The 17500-nt window shown below is 30.0% G+C and carries 18 protein-coding genes and 1 tRNA gene; 16 read left to right on the top strand and 3 right to left on the bottom strand.

What is annotated here, in order from left to right; all coding sequences use genetic code 11:
- The 3 genes from porM to ACFQ0S_RS04550 are packed head-to-tail and all read left to right on the top strand — an operon-like array spanning position 1 to position 3616.
- A complete protein-coding gene (porM, locus tag ACFQ0S_RS04560; protein WP_379754496.1) occupies positions 1-1542 on the top strand; it encodes a type IX secretion system motor protein PorM/GldM in 1542 nt (513 codons plus the stop codon).
- A 52-nt stretch (positions 1543-1594) separates the two neighbouring features.
- The gene (gene porN, locus ACFQ0S_RS04555; protein WP_379754493.1) at positions 1595-2509 is read left to right on the top strand and encodes a type IX secretion system ring subunit PorN/GldN; all 915 of its coding nucleotides are present in this window, start codon (positions 1595-1597) and stop codon (positions 2507-2509) included.
- A gap of 60 nt (positions 2510-2569) precedes the next feature.
- Complete coding sequence (locus tag ACFQ0S_RS04550; RefSeq protein ID WP_379754490.1) at positions 2570-3616, top strand: NAD(P)/FAD-dependent oxidoreductase; 1047 nt, start codon at positions 2570-2572, stop codon at positions 3614-3616.
- 1 nt (position 3617) lies between these two features.
- Here ACFQ0S_RS04550 and ACFQ0S_RS04545 read toward each other — a convergent pair whose 3' ends face one another.
- Positions 3618-3998 (bottom strand): DUF983 domain-containing protein, encoded by a 381-nt coding sequence (locus ACFQ0S_RS04545; RefSeq protein WP_379754487.1) that lies wholly within the window; start codon positions 3996-3998, stop codon positions 3618-3620.
- A 64-nt stretch (positions 3999-4062) separates the two neighbouring features.
- Between ACFQ0S_RS04545 and ACFQ0S_RS04540 the strand changes: the two genes are divergently transcribed.
- Together ACFQ0S_RS04540 and ACFQ0S_RS04535 are read left to right on the top strand one after the other, a co-directional pair.
- Positions 4063-5970, top strand: coding sequence for an ABC transporter ATP-binding protein (locus tag ACFQ0S_RS04540; RefSeq protein ID WP_379754484.1), 1908 nt, complete (start codon positions 4063-4065; stop codon positions 5968-5970).
- 202 nt (positions 5971-6172) lie between these two features.
- Entirely contained in the window at positions 6173-6565 is a 393-nt protein-coding gene (locus ACFQ0S_RS04535) for a DUF4345 domain-containing protein (RefSeq protein WP_379754481.1), read from the top strand.
- Between the two features lie 56 nt (positions 6566-6621).
- Here the strand turns inward: ACFQ0S_RS04535 and ACFQ0S_RS04530 are convergent, their stop codons facing one another.
- Positions 6622-7584, bottom strand: a complete 963-nt coding sequence (locus ACFQ0S_RS04530; protein WP_379754477.1) for an App1 family protein — start codon at positions 7582-7584, stop codon at positions 6622-6624.
- Between the two features lie 65 nt (positions 7585-7649).
- Here ACFQ0S_RS04530 and ACFQ0S_RS04525 point away from each other — a divergent pair, with 65 nt between their 5' ends.
- Complete coding sequence (locus ACFQ0S_RS04525; protein ID WP_379754474.1) at positions 7650-8519, top strand: diacylglycerol/lipid kinase family protein; 870 nt, start codon at positions 7650-7652, stop codon at positions 8517-8519.
- Between the two features lie 13 nt (positions 8520-8532).
- On the opposite strand, the gene ACFQ0S_RS04520 is transcribed toward ACFQ0S_RS04525, so the two are convergent.
- Complete coding sequence (locus ACFQ0S_RS04520; RefSeq protein ID WP_379754471.1) at positions 8533-9681, bottom strand: GNAT family N-acetyltransferase; 1149 nt, start codon at positions 9679-9681, stop codon at positions 8533-8535.
- An 87-nt stretch (positions 9682-9768) separates the two neighbouring features.
- Between ACFQ0S_RS04520 and ACFQ0S_RS04515 the strand changes: the two genes are divergently transcribed.
- The 10 genes from ACFQ0S_RS04515 to moeB all read left to right on the top strand — a co-directional run bounded on the left by ACFQ0S_RS04515 (position 9769) and on the right by moeB (position 17484).
- Complete coding sequence (locus tag ACFQ0S_RS04515) at positions 9769-10044, top strand: 4a-hydroxytetrahydrobiopterin dehydratase (RefSeq protein ID WP_379754468.1); 276 nt, start codon at positions 9769-9771, stop codon at positions 10042-10044.
- A 718-nt stretch (positions 10045-10762) separates the two neighbouring features.
- On the top strand, positions 10763-11617 hold the full coding sequence (locus ACFQ0S_RS04510; RefSeq protein ID WP_379754465.1) for a leucine-rich repeat domain-containing protein: 855 nt from the start codon (positions 10763-10765) through the stop codon (positions 11615-11617).
- A gap of 405 nt (positions 11618-12022) precedes the next feature.
- Entirely contained in the window at positions 12023-12502 is a 480-nt protein-coding gene (locus tag ACFQ0S_RS04505; protein ID WP_379754462.1) for a hypothetical protein, read from the top strand.
- Positions 12503-12571: 69 nt separating this feature from the next.
- Positions 12572-12874 (top strand): hypothetical protein, encoded by a 303-nt coding sequence (locus tag ACFQ0S_RS04500; RefSeq protein ID WP_379754459.1) that lies wholly within the window; start codon positions 12572-12574, stop codon positions 12872-12874.
- A gap of 176 nt (positions 12875-13050) precedes the next feature.
- Positions 13051-13123: transfer RNA gene (locus ACFQ0S_RS04495), tRNA-Met, on the top strand.
- Positions 13124-13242: 119 nt separating this feature from the next.
- Positions 13243-14415 carry a molybdopterin molybdotransferase MoeA gene (locus ACFQ0S_RS04490; protein WP_379754456.1) on the top strand — a complete coding sequence of 391 codons (1173 nt, stop codon included), beginning with the start codon at positions 13243-13245 and terminating at the stop codon, positions 14413-14415.
- Positions 14416-14421: 6 nt separating this feature from the next.
- The gene (locus tag ACFQ0S_RS04485; RefSeq protein WP_379754453.1) at positions 14422-15165 is read left to right on the top strand and encodes a sulfite exporter TauE/SafE family protein; all 744 of its coding nucleotides are present in this window, start codon (positions 14422-14424) and stop codon (positions 15163-15165) included.
- 154 nt (positions 15166-15319) lie between these two features.
- Positions 15320-16117, top strand: a complete 798-nt coding sequence (cobA, locus tag ACFQ0S_RS04480; protein WP_379754450.1) for a uroporphyrinogen-III C-methyltransferase — start codon at positions 15320-15322, stop codon at positions 16115-16117.
- Positions 16114-16350 carry a MoaD/ThiS family protein gene (locus tag ACFQ0S_RS04475; RefSeq protein WP_379754447.1) on the top strand — a complete coding sequence of 79 codons (237 nt, stop codon included), beginning with the start codon at positions 16114-16116 and terminating at the stop codon, positions 16348-16350. Before cobA ends, ACFQ0S_RS04475 begins: the two co-directional genes overlap by 4 nt.
- A gap of 57 nt (positions 16351-16407) precedes the next feature.
- Entirely contained in the window at positions 16408-17484 is a 1077-nt protein-coding gene (moeB, locus tag ACFQ0S_RS04470; protein ID WP_379754444.1) for a molybdopterin-synthase adenylyltransferase MoeB, read from the top strand.
- Positions 17485-17500: the final 16 nt, after the last annotated feature.

Below are 17500 nucleotides of genomic sequence, written 5' to 3'. Positions count from 1 at the left end.
ATGGCAGGAGGAAAATTAACCCCTAGGCAGAAGATGATTAACCTGATGTACTTGGTTTTCATCGCAATGTTGGCATTAAATATGTCAAAAGAAGTATTAACCGCATTCGGTTTGATGAATGAGAAGTTTGAAGGTGTTAATAAGTTTTCTGAAGAATATAATAAAAGTTTATTATCTACTTTAGAACAAAAAGCTGAAGATGAACCAACACGTTTTAAGGCTCCTTTGGATAAAGCAAATGAAGTTCAAGCTATTTCTAAAAAACTTTACGTTTACCTTGCTAATTTAAAAGCTGATGTTTCTAAAGAATTTGAAAGAGATGAGAAAACAGGAAAGTTGCCTTATGAAGCAATGGATAAAGGGAGTTACATCGATGAAAATTGGTTTAAAGGAGACGGTTATTCTCCAAAAGGTACAGAAATAATTTCTACTATTGAAAATTATAAAAAAGACATTATTGCTGTTTTTGGAAATGATGTTAAGTATCAACCAATTATTAATAATATCAAAACTAAATTTAATTTAGACAATGTAAAAGATAAAGACGGTGTTTCTAAAAAGTATTTATCGTATCATTTTGAATCTTTTCCAGCAGTTGCTTCAATTGCAAAATTGACTAGTATGGAAAATGATGTTCATGCAACCGAACAAGATATTTACAATGCATTAATTGGAAATACAATTGCTCAAGCAGCTTCTTTGAAAAATTTTCAAGCAATGGTAATTTTAGAAAAGAATGTATTCTTTGAGGGTGAAACCGTAAAGGGTAAAGTGGTATTAGGAAAATATGATGCAAATACTGTTCCTACTAGCTTCTCAGGGCCGGGTAAAATTGAGAACGGACAAGCCGTAATCTCTATGACTGCTGGTGGTGTTGGTGAAAAGACGATTAACGGTACTTTCTCATTTATGGAAGATGGAAAACCAGTGCCTTTGAAATTTGAAGGTAAATATGTTGTAGTACCTAGACCTAATTCAGCAACCATTTCTGCAGATAAGATGAATGTTGTGTATAGAGGTGTTACTAACCCGATGACGATATCATTTGCTGGTGTTTCTGATAAAGATGTAACTGCTAGTGCTCCTGGCATGACTAAAGCAAGTGGTACCGGAAAATATGAAATACGTCCTGGTTCTGGTACGGAATTAGCTATAAATGTTAATGCTAAACTACCTGACGGCAAAACAGTATCCGATAAGAAAGTTTTTAGAATTAAAAGTATACCTGCGCCGACTGGATGTATTGGTGGGGATTACGGTTCTGTTAAAGGTGCTAAATCACGTTTAGAAGTATCTCAAATCACCGCTAAAATGTTAGACTTTGATTTTGAAGTTAAATTAAAAGTTACTTCTTTTAGCTTAAAAGTAACAGGTCAAGCAACTGTAATTGTAAATGGCGATAGAGTAAATGCGCAATGTAAAGCTGCACTTGCAAAAGCAGGAAGAGGTGATCTAATAGTAATTTCAGACATCAAAACTAAATTAGAAGGGTCTGATATTTTGCTATCAAGAACGGCTCCAGTTACTTACGAAATCCAATAATAATTTAAGTTATAAAACGTTATTGACTTATCATAACTTAAAATTTTAAATCATGAAGTATAGAAATTTTTTAATCGTTATAGCTGTTGTTTTTGGAAGTTTTTCTTCATTTGCTCAGTCTAACTTGCTTAATGCAAAAGTGCCTTCTGAAATCGGAAAGAAAACGCCAGCACAACTAATATCTGATAATGATAAACCATTAGCTTATGGTTATGTTCACGATAGAGACGTCTTGTTGGGTAAAACCATTTGGGAAACTATTGACTTAGATGAAAGAATTAACTTTCCATTGTATTATCCAATTGATACCGCAAATATTGGTAAAGAAAGAAGATCTTTATTTGATGTTTTATTAAAAGGTATAAAAGAAGGTAAAATTACGGAAGTATATACTGATAGTTATTTCAATACTAAAAAGACCTTTAAGGATATGAGTTCTTCATTTACATATGTCGATACAACAGATGCAGGTAAAGAAGAAATAAATAACTTTCCTGAAGATTACAAATCGGGTAAAAAAGTTTTAGATCCTCAGTATATAAATACTAAAGAGTTAGGTGCTATTGACATATCTGATTATAAAATTAAGGGATATTGGTATTTTGACAAACGTCAAAGTGAATTAAAATATAGACTTTTAGGTATTTGTCCAATATCACCAGAAGCGAAAGAAATAGGAGCTGAGAATCAAGATTTAATTGAATTATTTTGGGTTTATTTTCCTGCGGTCAGAGATGTACTTCATGAAGCAAAAGCTTTTAATGATAGAAACTCAGCCATGCCAATTACTTTTGACCATCTTTTAAATTCAAGACGCTTTAATGCCGTTGTTTATAAAGAAGAAAATGTATATGGTGATAGAGAAATTGCTGAGTATATGAAAGAGAATTCGCAGATGCAATTATTAGAATCTGAAAGAGTTAAAGACAAGATTCGTGATTTTGAACAAGATATGTGGAATTACTAAAGTAATTACAATTTATACTAAAACTCTTATCATTGATAAGAGTTTTTTTAATTTTAGACCATGATAGATTATTTAATTATAGGTTCAGGATTGGCAGGTATTGCGTTTGCAGAAACCGCACTAAATAATAATAAGTCAGTTTTAGTCATTGATAATGATAGCGCATCTTCTTCTAAAGTAGCAGGTGGCTTATACAATCCGGTAATCTTAAAAAGATTTACACCTATTTGGAATGCTCAAGAACAGCTAAATGAATTAACGAGTTTTTATACAAAATTAGAATGTAAACTTGGAATTCAAGTTGATTTTAAAATGCCAATATTTAGAAAATTCTTTTCTATAGAAGAACAAAATAATTGGTTTGTCGCATCGGACAAAAAGAATTTATCTCCATTTCTCTCTACAAATCTAATTACAAAAAAAATTATTGGACTAGATTCTCCTTTTGATTTTGGTGAAGTAAAACAAACAGGCTATGTTGATGTTGCTTTATTAATAGAAAAATACAAATCTTATTTAATCAATAATAATTTACTATTAAACGATTCATTTAATTATTCCGTTTTAAAATCAAATTCGAATGGTATAGAATATAAAGATATTTTGGCAAGGCATATTGTTTTCGCAGAAGGTTTTGGTATGCATTCTAATCCTTATTTTAATCATTTACCATTAGACGGCACAAAAGGTGAATTGTTAATAATCAAATCTCCAAAGCTAGATTTAAATGTAATTGTAAATACAAGTGTTTTTATCCTGCCTTTAGGCGATAATTTATTCAAAGTTGGTGCAACATATAATTGGGAAGATAAAACCAATACGCCAACTGATGAAGGTAAACAAGAACTTATAGGTAGAATTAAAGAAATTCTTAACTGTGATTTTGAAATTGTCTCTCATTTTGCTGGAGTTCGCCCTACGGTAAAAGACAGAAAACCATTAATTGGAACTCATAACATATTCAAAAACATTCATGTTTTGAACGGTTTAGGAACCAGAGGGGTAATGCTAGGGCCAACTCTTGCAAAGTTATTATTCGAATCAATTGAATCAGGAATCCCACTGCCCAAAGATATCAATATAGAAAGATACGAAAAGAAAAAATAAATTATTTTTTGGTATTTGCATTATAGGAAACAAACATATTAATGTATATGTTTCTCGACCATCTCAAAACTGGGGGTGTTAAAAAAAGAATTGCCAAAATTATACTTATAAAAGAAAACTTTAAACTTTTATGAAGCATAACAGAGGTAATTATGAATGTTCCAATGCCAAGCGCTACATTTAATCCATAGCTTACATACATGGCACCATAAAAAAAAGAAGGTTCTATTTGATATTTTAAACCACAACTACTGCAGTTTTCATTCATTTTTAACACATTCTTTAAATGATAGGGATTTTTATCTACATACATGCTTTCATTTTGGCATCTAGGACAACTTCCTGTTAAAATACTATTTAGTTTGGATCCTTTTTTTAACATTTGCAATTAATTTTAACAAAGGTACATTTTTAGTTTGCTATCAATGTAACATTAGTCACAAACTATGCTTAATATTCATAATTTATCCGTTTCGTTCGGAGGTTCATATTTATTTGAAGAAGTAACTTTCCGATTAGGAGCGGGAGACCGTGTTGGTCTAGTAGGTAAAAATGGTGCCGGAAAATCGACCATGCTTAAAATTTTAGCAAAAGATTTCGAACCAGATTCAGGAAGTATTGCTACCGAAAAGGAAGTTCGAATGGGTTTTTTACGTCAAGATATCGATTTTGAGCAAGGCAGAACCGTTCTTGAAGAAGCCTATGAAGCATTTGTTGATATTAAGATTGTTGAAAAAAAATTAGAAGAAATCAATCATCAATTGGTTACTAGAACTGATTATGAAAGTGAAGAGTACAGTCAAATTATTGAAGATTTATCCGATTATAACCATCGCTTTGAACTATTAGGTGGTTACAATTATGTAGGAGATACTGAGAAAATTCTTTTAGGCTTAGGATTCAAACGAGAAGTTTTCGATAATCAAACCGAGACTTTTTCTGGTGGTTGGCGAATGCGAATAGAATTGGCTAAATTATTATTGCAAGCAAATGACGTATTGCTTCTTGATGAGCCAACCAATCACTTGGATATTGAAAGTATCATTTGGTTAGAAAGTTTCCTCAGAAATTACCCAGGAGTTGTAGTAATTGTTTCGCACGATAAAATGTTTTTAGACAATGTAACCAACAGAACCATCGAAATTTCTCTTGGTAAGGCTTATGATTTCAATAAACCCTATTCTCAATATCTTGAATTACGTCATGAAATTCGCGAAAAACAATTGGCAACCCAAAAAAACCAAGCCAAGAAAATAGAAGAAACCGAAAAATTAATCGAAAAATTTCGTGCTAAAGCTTCCAAAGCTTCTATGGCACAGTCGTTAATTAAGAAATTAGATAAAGTAGAGCGCATTGAGGTCGATGAAGACGATAATTCAGTAATGAACATTACTTTTCCAGTTTCGAAAGAGCCAGGAAGAGTTGTTATTGAAGCAGATAATGTTACTAAAAGTTATGGGGATAAAGTTATTCTTAAAGATATTAATTTACTAGTAGAACGGGGAAGCAAAATTGCTTTTGTTGGGCAAAACGGTCAAGGAAAATCTACTTTTATTAAAGCTATAGTTGATGAGTTTGAGTATCAAGGTTCAATTAAATTAGGACACAACGTACAGTTGGGGTATTTCGCTCAAAATCAAGCAGAATATCTCGATGGCGAAATTACACTACTACAAACCATGGAAGATGCCGCAATGGATACCAACAGAATGAAAGTGCGCGATATGCTAGGTTCATTCTTGTTTCGTGGCGACGATGTCGAGAAAAAGGTAAAAGTCCTCTCTGGAGGCGAAAGAAACCGTTTGGCATTATGCAAATTGTTACTGCAACCCATCAATGTATTGCTAATGGATGAGCCTACCAACCATTTGGATATAAAATCTAAAAATGTTTTGAAGGCAGCACTGCAAAAATTTGGAGGAACTCTATTACTAGTATCTCACGACAGAGATTTTTTACAAGGAATGTCAAACTTGGTTTATGAATTTAAAGACCAAAAAATCAAAGAATATTTAGGTGACATCAATTATTTCTTAGAGCAGCGTAACATGGAAAACATGCGCGAAGTTGAGAAAAAAGATGCTCAAAAGGCAACAGTAGCTAAAGAAAGCAACAAAGCATCCTACGAAGATCAGAAAAAAGGAAAATCCTTGCAAAACAAATTGAGTAAGGTTGAAAGTCAAATCAAGCAATTAGAGAAAGACATTCAACACGACGACAAAATGCTGGCTTCTAATTACGACAAACACATAGAAGACGCTAAGTTTTTTATGGCGTACAACAAAAAAAAGAAAGAGTTAGACCAATTGCTATTAGATTGGGAATTGGTTCAAGAAGAAATTGATAGTTTGTAAAGTTTTTTTCATTTTCAAGAGCCATCTCCCGCTTTTCATTTCAACCTTTTTATCTAAAATGGTTTTTTCTAGGCAAATTCAGGAACTTCCGTTGGTCGTTCTGAATTTTCATGAAAAAATACATTTTATCAAAAAAGGGTTTCCATTGCAATCGGGGCTATAAATACAGTTTTCAAATGACAATTTTTCATACTTTTGAAGTATGATTAAAGAAATAGGAAATAGAAAAAACGTACATCTATTAATTTCAATACTTATAGTAATTCCTGTTGCTTTGGTTTACGGCTTTCAACCACATTTGCTTTTTGATGTTACCATAAATTCTATTGACGAAGCCAATATCTTTAAAGCCATCATGGGATTGTATCTTTGCTTTTCTGTACTTTGGATTCTAGGAATTCTTAAACAAAATTATTGGTACGCAGCCACAATAGCTAATATTATTTTCATGTTAGGTTTAGCACTTGGACGAGTTATAAGCTTAATTATTGATGGATTACCTTCTTTGATTTTTTCAATGGGAACAATTGGAGAACTGATTTTGGCTATTTTTGGAATTTACCAACTTATAAAACATCAAAAAAGCACCATTTAAGAGTTGTCTTTTCTGTTTTTTCTTTTATTCTAATATAAAATTTCAGGGATACTATTTTATATAATTCCAATTGCTTTAGAATGTGTGATAGCCTCACTACTGTTTTTAAAATAGCAAACAGCTACTTTCAAGCTTTCTAAAGTGTTCAAGACATCAATTGCTGCCTTCTTTTTATGGTTCCCCGTTTGCCTAATATAAACAGCTTTAACACTTACTGGAAATATTTTGCAAATAGCTTCATACAAAAGCGGATCGTCTTGAGAGTCATCTCCTAATAAAACATATTCTAAATTTGGATAAAACTCCAAAATGTGTTTAATTTTTTCAAATTTATGATTGTGATTGCTACTAGTAAAAAAGAAATCAGTCAAACTAGTTTTAATATCTTTTAACAATAAAACCGCTTTAGGCAATTGATGAATTTCCGTGAATTTTGTTATAAAGCGGTATAAATTCCATTCGCTGCTTGACACATAAAAGAAAGCATTTTTCTCCTCATTATTAGACCTTCCTGATGAACTCAAAGCTTGATAATGAGAGACAACATCCTTAAAAATTTTTCTGTTGTTAATGTTTTTAAATAATAGAATATATAATTTTTTAATAGGGTTTAGCGAGTGAGAGACTAAAAAGGTGTCATCAATATCAGATATAATTCCTAAATTTCCTTTGTGAGGATGAATATAACTTTCTTTTGTTGTTATTGTTTTATGATTATATACAATGCTTACTTTGTATTCAATCCAACCATAATTATCAATTTTATCTAGAGGTACGCAAAACTTAAAATAGCCGTCTTTTAGGGTTTTCGTATGAATTTTTGTGTTATTGTGTTCTAAATAAACATCAGCATTGGACTGAGTTTTTATTCGAAACATATTAATTATTGAAGTAGCGTTTTTTAGATTTTTCTTCTGAAAATCATAATCTTTTATTGAAGTTGGCTTGAAAACATGCCCCATCACAATTAATTCTTGCTCATTAGCATAACCACGATATAATTTCAAAATTGGTTTCATTTAAAGTAGTAATTTTGATAGGAGTTTAAATTTAATTGTTTTTAATGAATAAATGAAATTAAAGTTTGGAAAAGAATGTCATAATGGTTGTTAATCCAATTTCTGGAGCAATCGATAAAACGGAATTAATAAATGCTACAAAACGTTTTGCAAAAAATGTAAAATGTAAACTCTATATTTATAAAACTTCTGGACAAAATGATATTCCAAAAATAAAAGCCCTTTTTGACACTTATAATCCCGAAAGAATCATTGTTGCTGGAGGTGATGGAACAATAAAAATGGTTGCTGAGGCTATAGAAAAAGAAAATGTAATTCTCGGAATTTTGCCATCAGGTTCTTCTAATGGATTAGCCGCCGATTTAAATTTACCAGAGACACTGGAAGAAAATTTAAGTATAGCTTTCCTAAATGATTATTTTGAGATTGATGTTATAGAAATTAATAATGAAAAAAGCATGCATTTAAGTGATTTAGGACTTAATGCTGAACTTATTAAAAACTATGAAAAGAGTCTTGTTCGAGGAAAATGGGGATATGCTTTACAAATATTAACCACCATTGTTGAAATAGAGGAGCCTTTTACTGCTACAATTACTGCTAATAATAAAACAATACAATGTGTAGCAAGAATGATTGTGATTGCTAATGCCAAAAAGTATGGTTCAGGAATAATAATAAATCCAAACGGAGAAATGAATGATGGAAAGTTTGAATTAGTGATTTTGAAAAATTTAGATTTAATCGTTTTAGGAAAAATAATTACTGGAAATATGCCAATTAATTCTGAAGATATAGAAATTATCTCAACGGATAAAGCAACAATTACAACTAATTTTCCGATTAGCTTTCAAATGGATGGGGAATACTGCGGTGTAAAAACTCGTCTTGATATTACAGTTTTGCACAAAATGATAAAAGTAGCAATTCCATAAAGTCTCGAAAAAATTATTTAAACGGATTTCGATTATTCCAGATGGTTTTTGGTTCCAAATAGTTAAATAGTTTACTCATATTGCTGTTAATCAATGCATTTGAATGTTCTATAAAGCCAAAGGTTTCTATTGGTTTTGCTCCGACAGAACTTTTAATTTCTAATGCTGTTCTTGCAAAAACAATTTCCTTAAAATCTTTTTTTATAGCATAAGCAATCATGTCGTATAACATATTTAAATAAAGCATCTTCTCTTTTTGTAGGGCTTCGTCATAGCCCAAAAAGTAAGTGTCTAAAACTTTCCCATTCTTTATTAAAGTATTAAAACCTATTAATTTATCATTTATGAAATATCCATAAAATAGAAATTTGTCATGTAATTGTTCTTTAAAAACTCTAAAGTGATTTTTTGGAAGAAAGAAAGTATTAAAAGGAGCGTTTTTAGCAACATGAAAATACAATTCATGAATGATATCTTCATTTGCAATGATGTCTTTGAGATTCATTCTTCTTTTTTCAATGCCTTCTGCTTTTTTTCGAGCTCGTTTGTATTGATCCCGATATTTTTTGGATAAAGAATTGATATAATCATTTTCTGTTTTCCAATTTTTTGTGACTTGCAGAACCATATTGGGTTGCGTAGAAAATTGGTAAAAGTGATTGAAATCGGATAGATTAAAAGTCTTTAGGTCTTCTTGATAAAAATCTTTAAAAGTCAATAGATGTACTTTTATTTTCTCTTTTTTTAAAATTTTTATTAATGAAGTTGCTGCTTGATGTATTGTTTTTATTCCTTCTCCCGTATCTATATCGTCACTAAAAGCATAAGCGTTTTGACCAGTCAACATATTATTACCTATAAATAAAACATGTGAACTAAATTTTTTAAAGGCAAAATTCCGAATCATAGTTTTAAGACATTTATCTCTTTCTCCAAAGGATTCTAGTTTATTTAAATCTAAAAACTGAGATAGCGCAATGCCAATTAATGTTTCATTTTTAAAAACTCCAATAAAAAAGCAATTCATGTTTTTTGGCGCTGCTTTTTCTAGTATTTCAAGATAGGAACTAGTTAAGAAAATGTTTTCTTTAGCAATTTTATTCCATATAGGAGGAAGTTCTTTAGAGGTTGAATAAATTTCGAAAGTTAACGGAGTTTTCAAATCGTGATTGCTGTTGGTCAAAATTAAACAATTAAGTTAATGTTAATGTAACTTATTGTTTTTTAACCTAATTTTATAATAAAAACTATGAAAACACTCGACACGGAAATTATCAAAGAAGAATTAAAAAATCTCACGAATTGGGAGTATAGAAGCAATGCAATAGAAAGACACTTTACATTTAAAAATTTTTCGCAAGCCTTAGCGTTTATTGTTCAAGTAGGAGTTTTATCAGAAAAAAAGAATCATCATCCAGAATTGACAAATTGCTACAATAAAGTTACCATTCGATTAACAACCCACGATGCAAATGGACTTACCATAAAAGATTTTGATTTAGCAAAAGCTATAAATGAATTGTAAAATTAACTCTCGATTAAAAAAATAATCAATTGAGAGTTAATTAAATTTTTAAAACTATTGCATCAAGCATATAATTCCGCTCATAATCATAAACTAAAAAACTCAATATCCACCACTTAGTTCTACATATTTAAAACTTCTTCTTTCATAAAGTGTGTTAACTCTAGTAATAGGAAGTGTAATAAACAAACCAGTCATAAATACGTGTGGCTCCATTTTTAAATGTTCTAAATACAGTACCATAATCTTTCATAAACCCTTATATGTAGGTAAAGCTTTAGATGGTTCGCCACCATTCATGCCCAGAACTCTAGTTTGATGAATTACTAAAAATCTTAAAAAATTGAAAGAACATATATCATAATCATATTAGATCCTTTCATTTTATCTTCGGTCATTCCTGATTTTAATCCAAATGTTTCCAAATGATGCCTTATTTACCTAGTACAAGAGTAAATAAAGAGGCAGGTAAAAGTGTTAAAAAGGTTATCCAAAATGTTTTTTTTATGAGTTGCATTATCAAATTCGGCTTTTTTGATTAATTATAAGTTTCTTTGATTATTTATTTATTTATTTTAATCTTCTTTTTTACAAACAATAATATTTGTAAGAAATATACATTATTTTATTGTAATATGTTGCTTTTTATCGATTTTATTTGCACATAATCGTCTTTACGTGTACATTTACACCATCAATAATTGCAAAAACTATTATTATGAAAAAGATTTCTATTTTATTCTTGTTTTTAGTCGTTTCATCTTCTGTGATGGCAAATGTTTCAGTTTCTGAGAAAGAAGCATTAGTAAAGTTATACAATGCTACTAATGGTAGTAACTGGAAAAATAAATGGGATATAAATGCGCCAGTGTCCTCTTGGTATGGAGTAAAGTTACAAAAAAACAAAGTTGTATCATTAGATCTTTCTAGCAATAATTTAGTTGGGCAGTTACCTGTTGAGATCTGTAATCTTGTACATCTTCAAAAATTAAATCTTTTCAAAAACAATATTTCAGGGATAATTCCTACTTCAATAGGTAATTTAAGTCAATTAAAGACTTTTAATTTGGCTTTCAATAAGTTATCGGGTAGTATTCCTCAGTCTATTGTTGAAATCGCTAATTTACAATCAATAGAGTTATTTATGAATAAACTTTCTGGTGAATTGCCAACCGAAATTGGAAATTTAAAAGAATTAAAAGTACTTTCTTTATTTAATAATCAAATTAAGGGAGAAATTCCAAGTTCTGTATACGGAATGAAGTCTTTGCGTGTTTTATTATTGAATAGTAACAACTTAACGGGTAAATTAAGTGATGAAGTTGCAAATTTAACTTCGCTTGAAAATTTAAGTTTATTTGAAAATAACATGGATGGTCAAATTCCTTTTAATCTAGAAAAATTAAATAATTTAAAAGAAATGAATATTTCATACAATATGTTTAGTGGTTTAGTTTCTAAAAATTTAGCACAATTAGATACTTTAAACATGACTATGATAAATGATAGAGGAGTAGCAGTAGTGTTGCCAGTTCAAATGGATAGGAACTCAGCACTTGCATCTGAAGATTAATATTTTGGTGAATATTTTATATTAAATTGGTTAGAAACCATTGACGTAAGTTGATGGTTTTTTTTATTGAAGTCGATATAATATTATGTGTAGCTGTATATCATTGTTGGTTTTAGTTTTCCTCATTTACATGCTTTTTTCAATACTCATAGTACATTTTAAATTCATAAACTTTTGAGCTTAGAATACTAATCTAATATTTATAAATCTGGTTGTTTTAATTCCATTTTTTCTTCTTTATATAAATTTTTCAATAATAGCTTAAAATTTACAACATTCAAAAACAATTTAATTTGTAAGATAAATAATTCAAAATATTTTAATATATGTATTTTATCGATTATTTTTGATTATAGTCGATTTTTATTTTATTTTTATACCATCAATGAATAAATAATTATGATTATGAAAAATGCAGCTTCTCTACTCTTAATGTTATTTTTTACGCTTACAATTAGTGCAAGTATTTCTTTTTCTGAAAAAGATGCATTAGTTAAATTGTACATTGCTACTAACGGAAATCAATGGAAAAAACAATGGGATTTCAACAAGCCAGTTTCTGCCTGGTATGGTGTTAAAGTGCAAAATGATAAAGTTTTAGAATTAGATTTATCAAATAATAATTTAAGCGGTGTTTTGCCTTCTGAAATTGTAAACTTGATTCATTTGAAAAATTTGATATTGTTTAAAAATAATATTTCTGGAACTATTCCGTCTAAAATAGGAAATATGAAAGAATTAAGAGAATTAAATATTTCTTTCAATAAACTATCAGGTTCAATTCCATCGTCAATAGGAAGATTAAATTCTTTAGAAAACATTCAATTGTTTATGAATCAATTATCAGGAGTTTTGCCCTCAGAAATGGGAAATCTGGCAAATTAAAAAACGTTATCTTTATTTAATAATGAGTTAGAAGGTAAAATACCGTCTTCTATTTTTCAACTTAAATCATTGAAAACATTACTTTTAAATAGTAATAAATTTATTGGAAAATTAGGGGATGAGATTGCGAATTTAACTCAATTGGAAACCCTAAGTTTATTTGATAACAAAATGGAAGGACAAGTTCCTTTTGATATAGAAAAGCTAAATAATTTAAAAGAGATGAATATATCGTATAATATGTTTAGCGGATTTGTTTCTAAAAACTTAGCGCAGTTAGACACGTTAAATATGACAATGATTAATAATGAGGGATTGGCAGTTGTTTTAAAAGTTAAAGACAAAAATTCGGCTTTAGCTAATGAGGAATAATATTTTGGTGAATATTTTAATAAATTGGTTTGAACCATCATCGAAAGGTGATGGTTTTTTTATTCCATCTAATTTTTTTCAAATCACTGATTTTTAAACAAATAGAAATAAATAAATTTTATTAAATATTTAACTTGCAAGTATCAATATTCGTTGTATATTTGCACTCGAAACAGCGCGGGATAGAGCAGTAGGCAGCTCGTCGGGCTCATAACCCGAAGGTCACAGGTTCGAGTCCTGTTCCCGCTACTATATTAACCCATCAATACAAATTGATGGGTTTTTTATTTGTTAAATATATTTTTTTATTGGGTTGATTGTTTTTCACTTATATTTGTTTTTAAGTATTTTTACTTAGTTTTAATTGTATGATTCAAGTTAGTCAAGCCTTGTCGATTATTTCAGAAAATAGCTGTAAAATGCCAATTAAGAAAATTAAAGTGCATAAGTCACTTGGTTTTATTTTGGCTGAAACTATCTATTCTCCAATTGATATGCCCCCTTTTAGACAATCATCAATGGATGGTTATGCTTTTTCGTTTAGTGAACTTAATCAGTTTGATATTGTAGGTGTTTCTCAAGCGGGTAATTTCTCTAATGAACAAATCAAGAAAAATCAAGCTATACGTATTTTTACTGGTGCATATGTTCCTGATTGTTTAGATACAGTAGTTATGCAAGAGCATACACAAAGAAATGAACAAACTATTACAATTATAAAGAAACCGAATGCTCTTACAAATGTTAGAAGTAAAGGGGAGCAAATTAAAAAAGAAGAACTTGTTTTAGAAAAGGACACTTTGATAACCCCAGCAGCAATAGGCTTTTTGGCCTGTTTGGGAATTACAGAAATAAATGTATATAAAAAACCAAAAGTTGCTATAGTTGTTACAGGAAATGAATTGGTAAAAGCGGGTAAAAAATTAGGAAAGGGGAAAATATTTGAAAGTAATTCGGTAATGCTTAAAGTTGCTTTACAAGGTGTTGGTATAAATAAAATAAAAACATTTAGTGTAAAAGATAATTTAAAAAATACAAAAAAGACTTTGCAAAATTGCCTTTCTAAGTTTGATGTGGTTTTAGTTTCTGGCGGAATTTCAGTTGGAGATTACGATTTTGTAAAAGAAGCCCTTTTGTACAATGGAGTAGAAGAATTGTTTTATACCATAAATCAAAAACCAGGAAAACCCTTGTTTTTTGGAAAGAAAGACAAAACAATAGTTTTTGCTTTGCCAGGAAACCCAGCATCTGCATTGTCATGTTTTTATATTTATGTTCATTTAGCATTAAAAAAAACAATGGGTTTTGATTCAGTTCATTTAAATAAAATTAAAAGAAAAATCAAAACTCCGTTCCAAAATACAACTGGAAAATCATTATTTTTGAAAGGATTCTATAATGATGAGTCCGTCACTGTTTTAGAAAGTCAAAGTTCAGCCATGTTAAATACTTTTGCTACTGCAAACGGGTTGATTTACATGCCATACAACACGGAACTTGTCGCAGAAAATGAAGAAGTAACTGTAATTCCAATAAATTAATTTCAAATGGCAATAGCAAGCAATGAATTTTGGATTGTGTTTGGTGTTTTACTAGCGTTAGTTGCCTTTTTGTATTCAAGTGTGGGTCATGGAGGAGCTTCGGGCTATTTAGCATTAATGGCTATTTGTTCTTTTCCAATTTCAGTAATGAAACCCTCTGCTTTACTCCTTAATTTATTTGTTTCTGGCATTTCTTTTTTCTTTTATTATAAAAAAGATTTTTTTAATTTCAGGTTGTTTTATCCTTTTGCTGTAACCTCTGTTCCAGCTGCATTTATAGGCGGAATGATTCCTTTAGAAAATAAATTGTACAAAATACTTTTAGGAATAGTTTTGATTCTGGCTGCTTTACGATTATTTGGTTTTATTAATACACATGAAAAACAAAACTCTAAAATTAATGTTGCTTTTGCCATGGCAATTGGTTTAGGTATTGGTTTGTTATCTGGTATGTTAGGAATTGGAGGTGGTGTACTATTAAGTCCGATTCTTTTATTTTTAGGCTGGGCAACGTTAAAAGAAACGGCAGCTATTTCTAGTTTGTTTATTTTTGTCAATTCAATAGCCGGTTTATCAGGATTTTTTATAGGAAAAGATACATTTCCAATACAAAGTTTTTACTTTGTTCCAATAGCTGTTTTTGGTGGAATATTAGGAGCGTATTATGGTAGCGGTTATTTTTCGAATAAAACGCTTAAATATGTTTTGGCAACTGTAATTGTATTGGCAAGTGTAAAGTTACTATTTTAGCAAGATATTGATGAAAATGAATTAAAATTGATGCGTTTTATTGCTAATTTAAATGGGCAGTATTCCTAATAAACTAAGACATAAGAAATCAATAAAAAAATGTAAATTCACTAGCTGAATTAAATGAATTGAATATTTTTTAAAAAAAGACGAAATGGAAAATTCAAATATTCCTAAGTTAACAATTGTTGGAGCAGGTCCTGGCGATGCAGAGCTAATTACTTTAAAAGCTATTAAGGCATTAGAAAGTGCTGATGTTGTTTTGTATGATGCACTTGTAAACGAGGAATTGTTGCACTATACCAATGCAAAAGAAATTGTTTTTGTAGGGAAACGTTTTGGTTGCCATTCCTACAATCAAGACCAAATAAACGAATTAATTGTTTCTATGGCAAAACGTTTTGGTCATGTTGTGCGATTAAAAGGTGGTGACCCGTTTATTTTTGGTCGTGGAAGCGAAGAGATTGAATATGTAGCGAAATTTGGTATAGAAACAGCGATTGTTCCTGGTATTTCATCAGCATTAGGAGTTCCCGCCACAAACGGAATTAGCCTAACTCAACGAGGTATTTCCGAAAGTTTCTGGGTAATTACGGGTACTACATCGGATCACAAATTGTCTACAGATGTAACTTTAGCGTCACAATCGACAGCAACAGTTGTTATATTGATGGGAATGAATAAATTAGACGAAATTATCTCAATTTATAAAGAAAACAGAGAAGATGACTTGTCAGTTGCTATAATTCAAAACGGGACTAAAAACTCAGAAAAGAAAGTGATTGGAACTATTAGTTCCATATCAAAATTAGTTAAGGAGCATCAAATGGCTTCTCCAGCAATTATAGTAATTGGCGAAGTAGTTAAAAATATTTCACAATTGACTTCTTATTTAAAAAACGAAAATGAATTAGATGAATTTATTTTTCAAAATTTAAACATTATAGAATGATAACAGTAAAATATTTTGGTGCAATAGCAGAGAAAACTAAAAGTCAAGGCGAGGAAGTTTCTATCTCAAATGAGTCATTAAAAGATTTGTTATCGAACTTGGAGGAGAAATACCAATTAAGCGATTTGTCATTTAGTGTTGCAATTAATCAAAAAATGATGCCAAAACCTTATGATTATAGTTTAAAATCAAATGATGTTATTGCCTTATTACCTCCATTTTCGGGAGGATAAAATGTGAGATTTTAAATGGATTAATATTTAGAAATAACTATTTTCAACCATAAATTTATGGAAAAAACGCGTTACAACCGACAAATAATACTTCCTGAAGTAGGAGACATTGGACAACAAAAATTGCTTGATGCTAAAGTTTTGATTGTAGGAATTGGCGGACTAGGAACGGCTGTTTTACCCTATTTAACAGCTGCTGGCGTTGGAGAAATTGGTGTTATTGATGATGATACTATAGAACTTACCAATTTGCAGCGCCAAGTAATTTATAAAAATAATTCAATAGGAAAAAGCAAAGCACTAGAGGCAAAAGAAATGGCTTTAGCATTAAATCCATCTGTAAAAGTAAATGCAATTACCGAAAAATTAAATTCTAAAAATGCAATTTCTTTATTTGAGTACTATGATATTATTGTTGATGGGACAGATAATATAAAAACCAAGTACTTAATTAATAATGCTTGTTCCAAAACCAATAAACCGTTTGTTTACGGCTCGGTGTATAAATTTGAAGGACAAGTCTCTGTTTTTAATTATCAAAATGGACCCACTTATAAATGCTTGTTTCCTCAGGAGAGCAATGAGGTTAGTAACTGTAATGAGGCTGGAGTTTTAGGAGTTTCTGTTGGGATTATTGGAATGTTTCAAGCAAATGAAGTCTTGAAAATGATTTTAGGAATAGGAGAAATCTTGAGCGGTAAATTGTTAGTTTATAATTTTTTGAACAATGAACAGCATAAATTTGACATTTTAAAATCGGACAGTACAATACATAAAGCATCATTTCATTATAAATATTCAGAAATTGAAAGTGCAAGTATAGAAATTGAAGTATCAAAAGCATTAATACAAATAAATAATCCTGAAGTGGTATTTGTTGATGTTAGAAATGAAGATGAATATCCGAAACTAAAAATTAATAATTGTATTCAAATTCCATTAAAACAATTAGAATTCGAGTTGCACAAATTAAATACCGAAACAACTTTCTTTGTTTTTTGTCAATCGGGAGTTAGAAGTAAAAATGCAGTTGAAATTCTTAGAAAAAATAATTTCAATAGGGCGCAAAGCATTGTTGGTGGCGCAAATGCTATTGAAAAAATGATAAATAATGAATCCGTTTCTGCTTTTTAAAGTATAAATAATTTAT

The sequence above is a fragment of the Flavobacterium myungsuense genome, from assembly GCF_042677265.1.
Taxonomy (GTDB): Bacteria; Bacteroidota; Bacteroidia; order Flavobacteriales; family Flavobacteriaceae; genus Flavobacterium; species Flavobacterium myungsuense.
This window is presented reverse-complemented; position numbering and strand designations above follow the sequence as displayed.

Coding starts and splice junctions, on each gene's coding strand:
- moeB (WP_379754444.1), top strand. CDS start 16,408: ATGGAAAAAACGCGTTACAACCGACAAATAATACTTCCTGAAGTAGGA.
- ACFQ0S_RS04515 (WP_379754468.1), top strand. CDS start 9,769: ATGAAAACACTCGACACGGAAATTATCAAAGAAGAATTAAAAAATCTC.
- ACFQ0S_RS04550 (WP_379754490.1), top strand. CDS start 2,570: ATGATAGATTATTTAATTATAGGTTCAGGATTGGCAGGTATTGCGTTT.
- porM (WP_379754496.1), top strand. CDS start 1: ATGGCAGGAGGAAAATTAACCCCTAGGCAGAAGATGATTAACCTGATG.
- porN (WP_379754493.1), top strand. CDS start 1,595: ATGAAGTATAGAAATTTTTTAATCGTTATAGCTGTTGTTTTTGGAAGT.
- ACFQ0S_RS04545 (WP_379754487.1), bottom strand. CDS start 3,998: ATGTTAAAAAAAGGATCCAAACTAAATAGTATTTTAACAGGAAGTTGT.
- ACFQ0S_RS04475 (WP_379754447.1), top strand. CDS start 16,114: ATGATAACAGTAAAATATTTTGGTGCAATAGCAGAGAAAACTAAAAGT.
- cobA (WP_379754450.1), top strand. CDS start 15,320: ATGGAAAATTCAAATATTCCTAAGTTAACAATTGTTGGAGCAGGTCCT.
- ACFQ0S_RS04510 (WP_379754465.1), top strand. CDS start 10,763: ATGAAAAAGATTTCTATTTTATTCTTGTTTTTAGTCGTTTCATCTTCT.
- ACFQ0S_RS04540 (WP_379754484.1), top strand. CDS start 4,063: ATGCTTAATATTCATAATTTATCCGTTTCGTTCGGAGGTTCATATTTA.
- ACFQ0S_RS04490 (WP_379754456.1), top strand. CDS start 13,243: ATGATTCAAGTTAGTCAAGCCTTGTCGATTATTTCAGAAAATAGCTGT.
- ACFQ0S_RS04530 (WP_379754477.1), bottom strand. CDS start 7,584: ATGAAACCAATTTTGAAATTATATCGTGGTTATGCTAATGAGCAAGAA.
- ACFQ0S_RS04485 (WP_379754453.1), top strand. CDS start 14,422: ATGGCAATAGCAAGCAATGAATTTTGGATTGTGTTTGGTGTTTTACTA.
- ACFQ0S_RS04535 (WP_379754481.1), top strand. CDS start 6,173: ATGATTAAAGAAATAGGAAATAGAAAAAACGTACATCTATTAATTTCA.
- ACFQ0S_RS04505 (WP_379754462.1), top strand. CDS start 12,023: ATGAAAAATGCAGCTTCTCTACTCTTAATGTTATTTTTTACGCTTACA.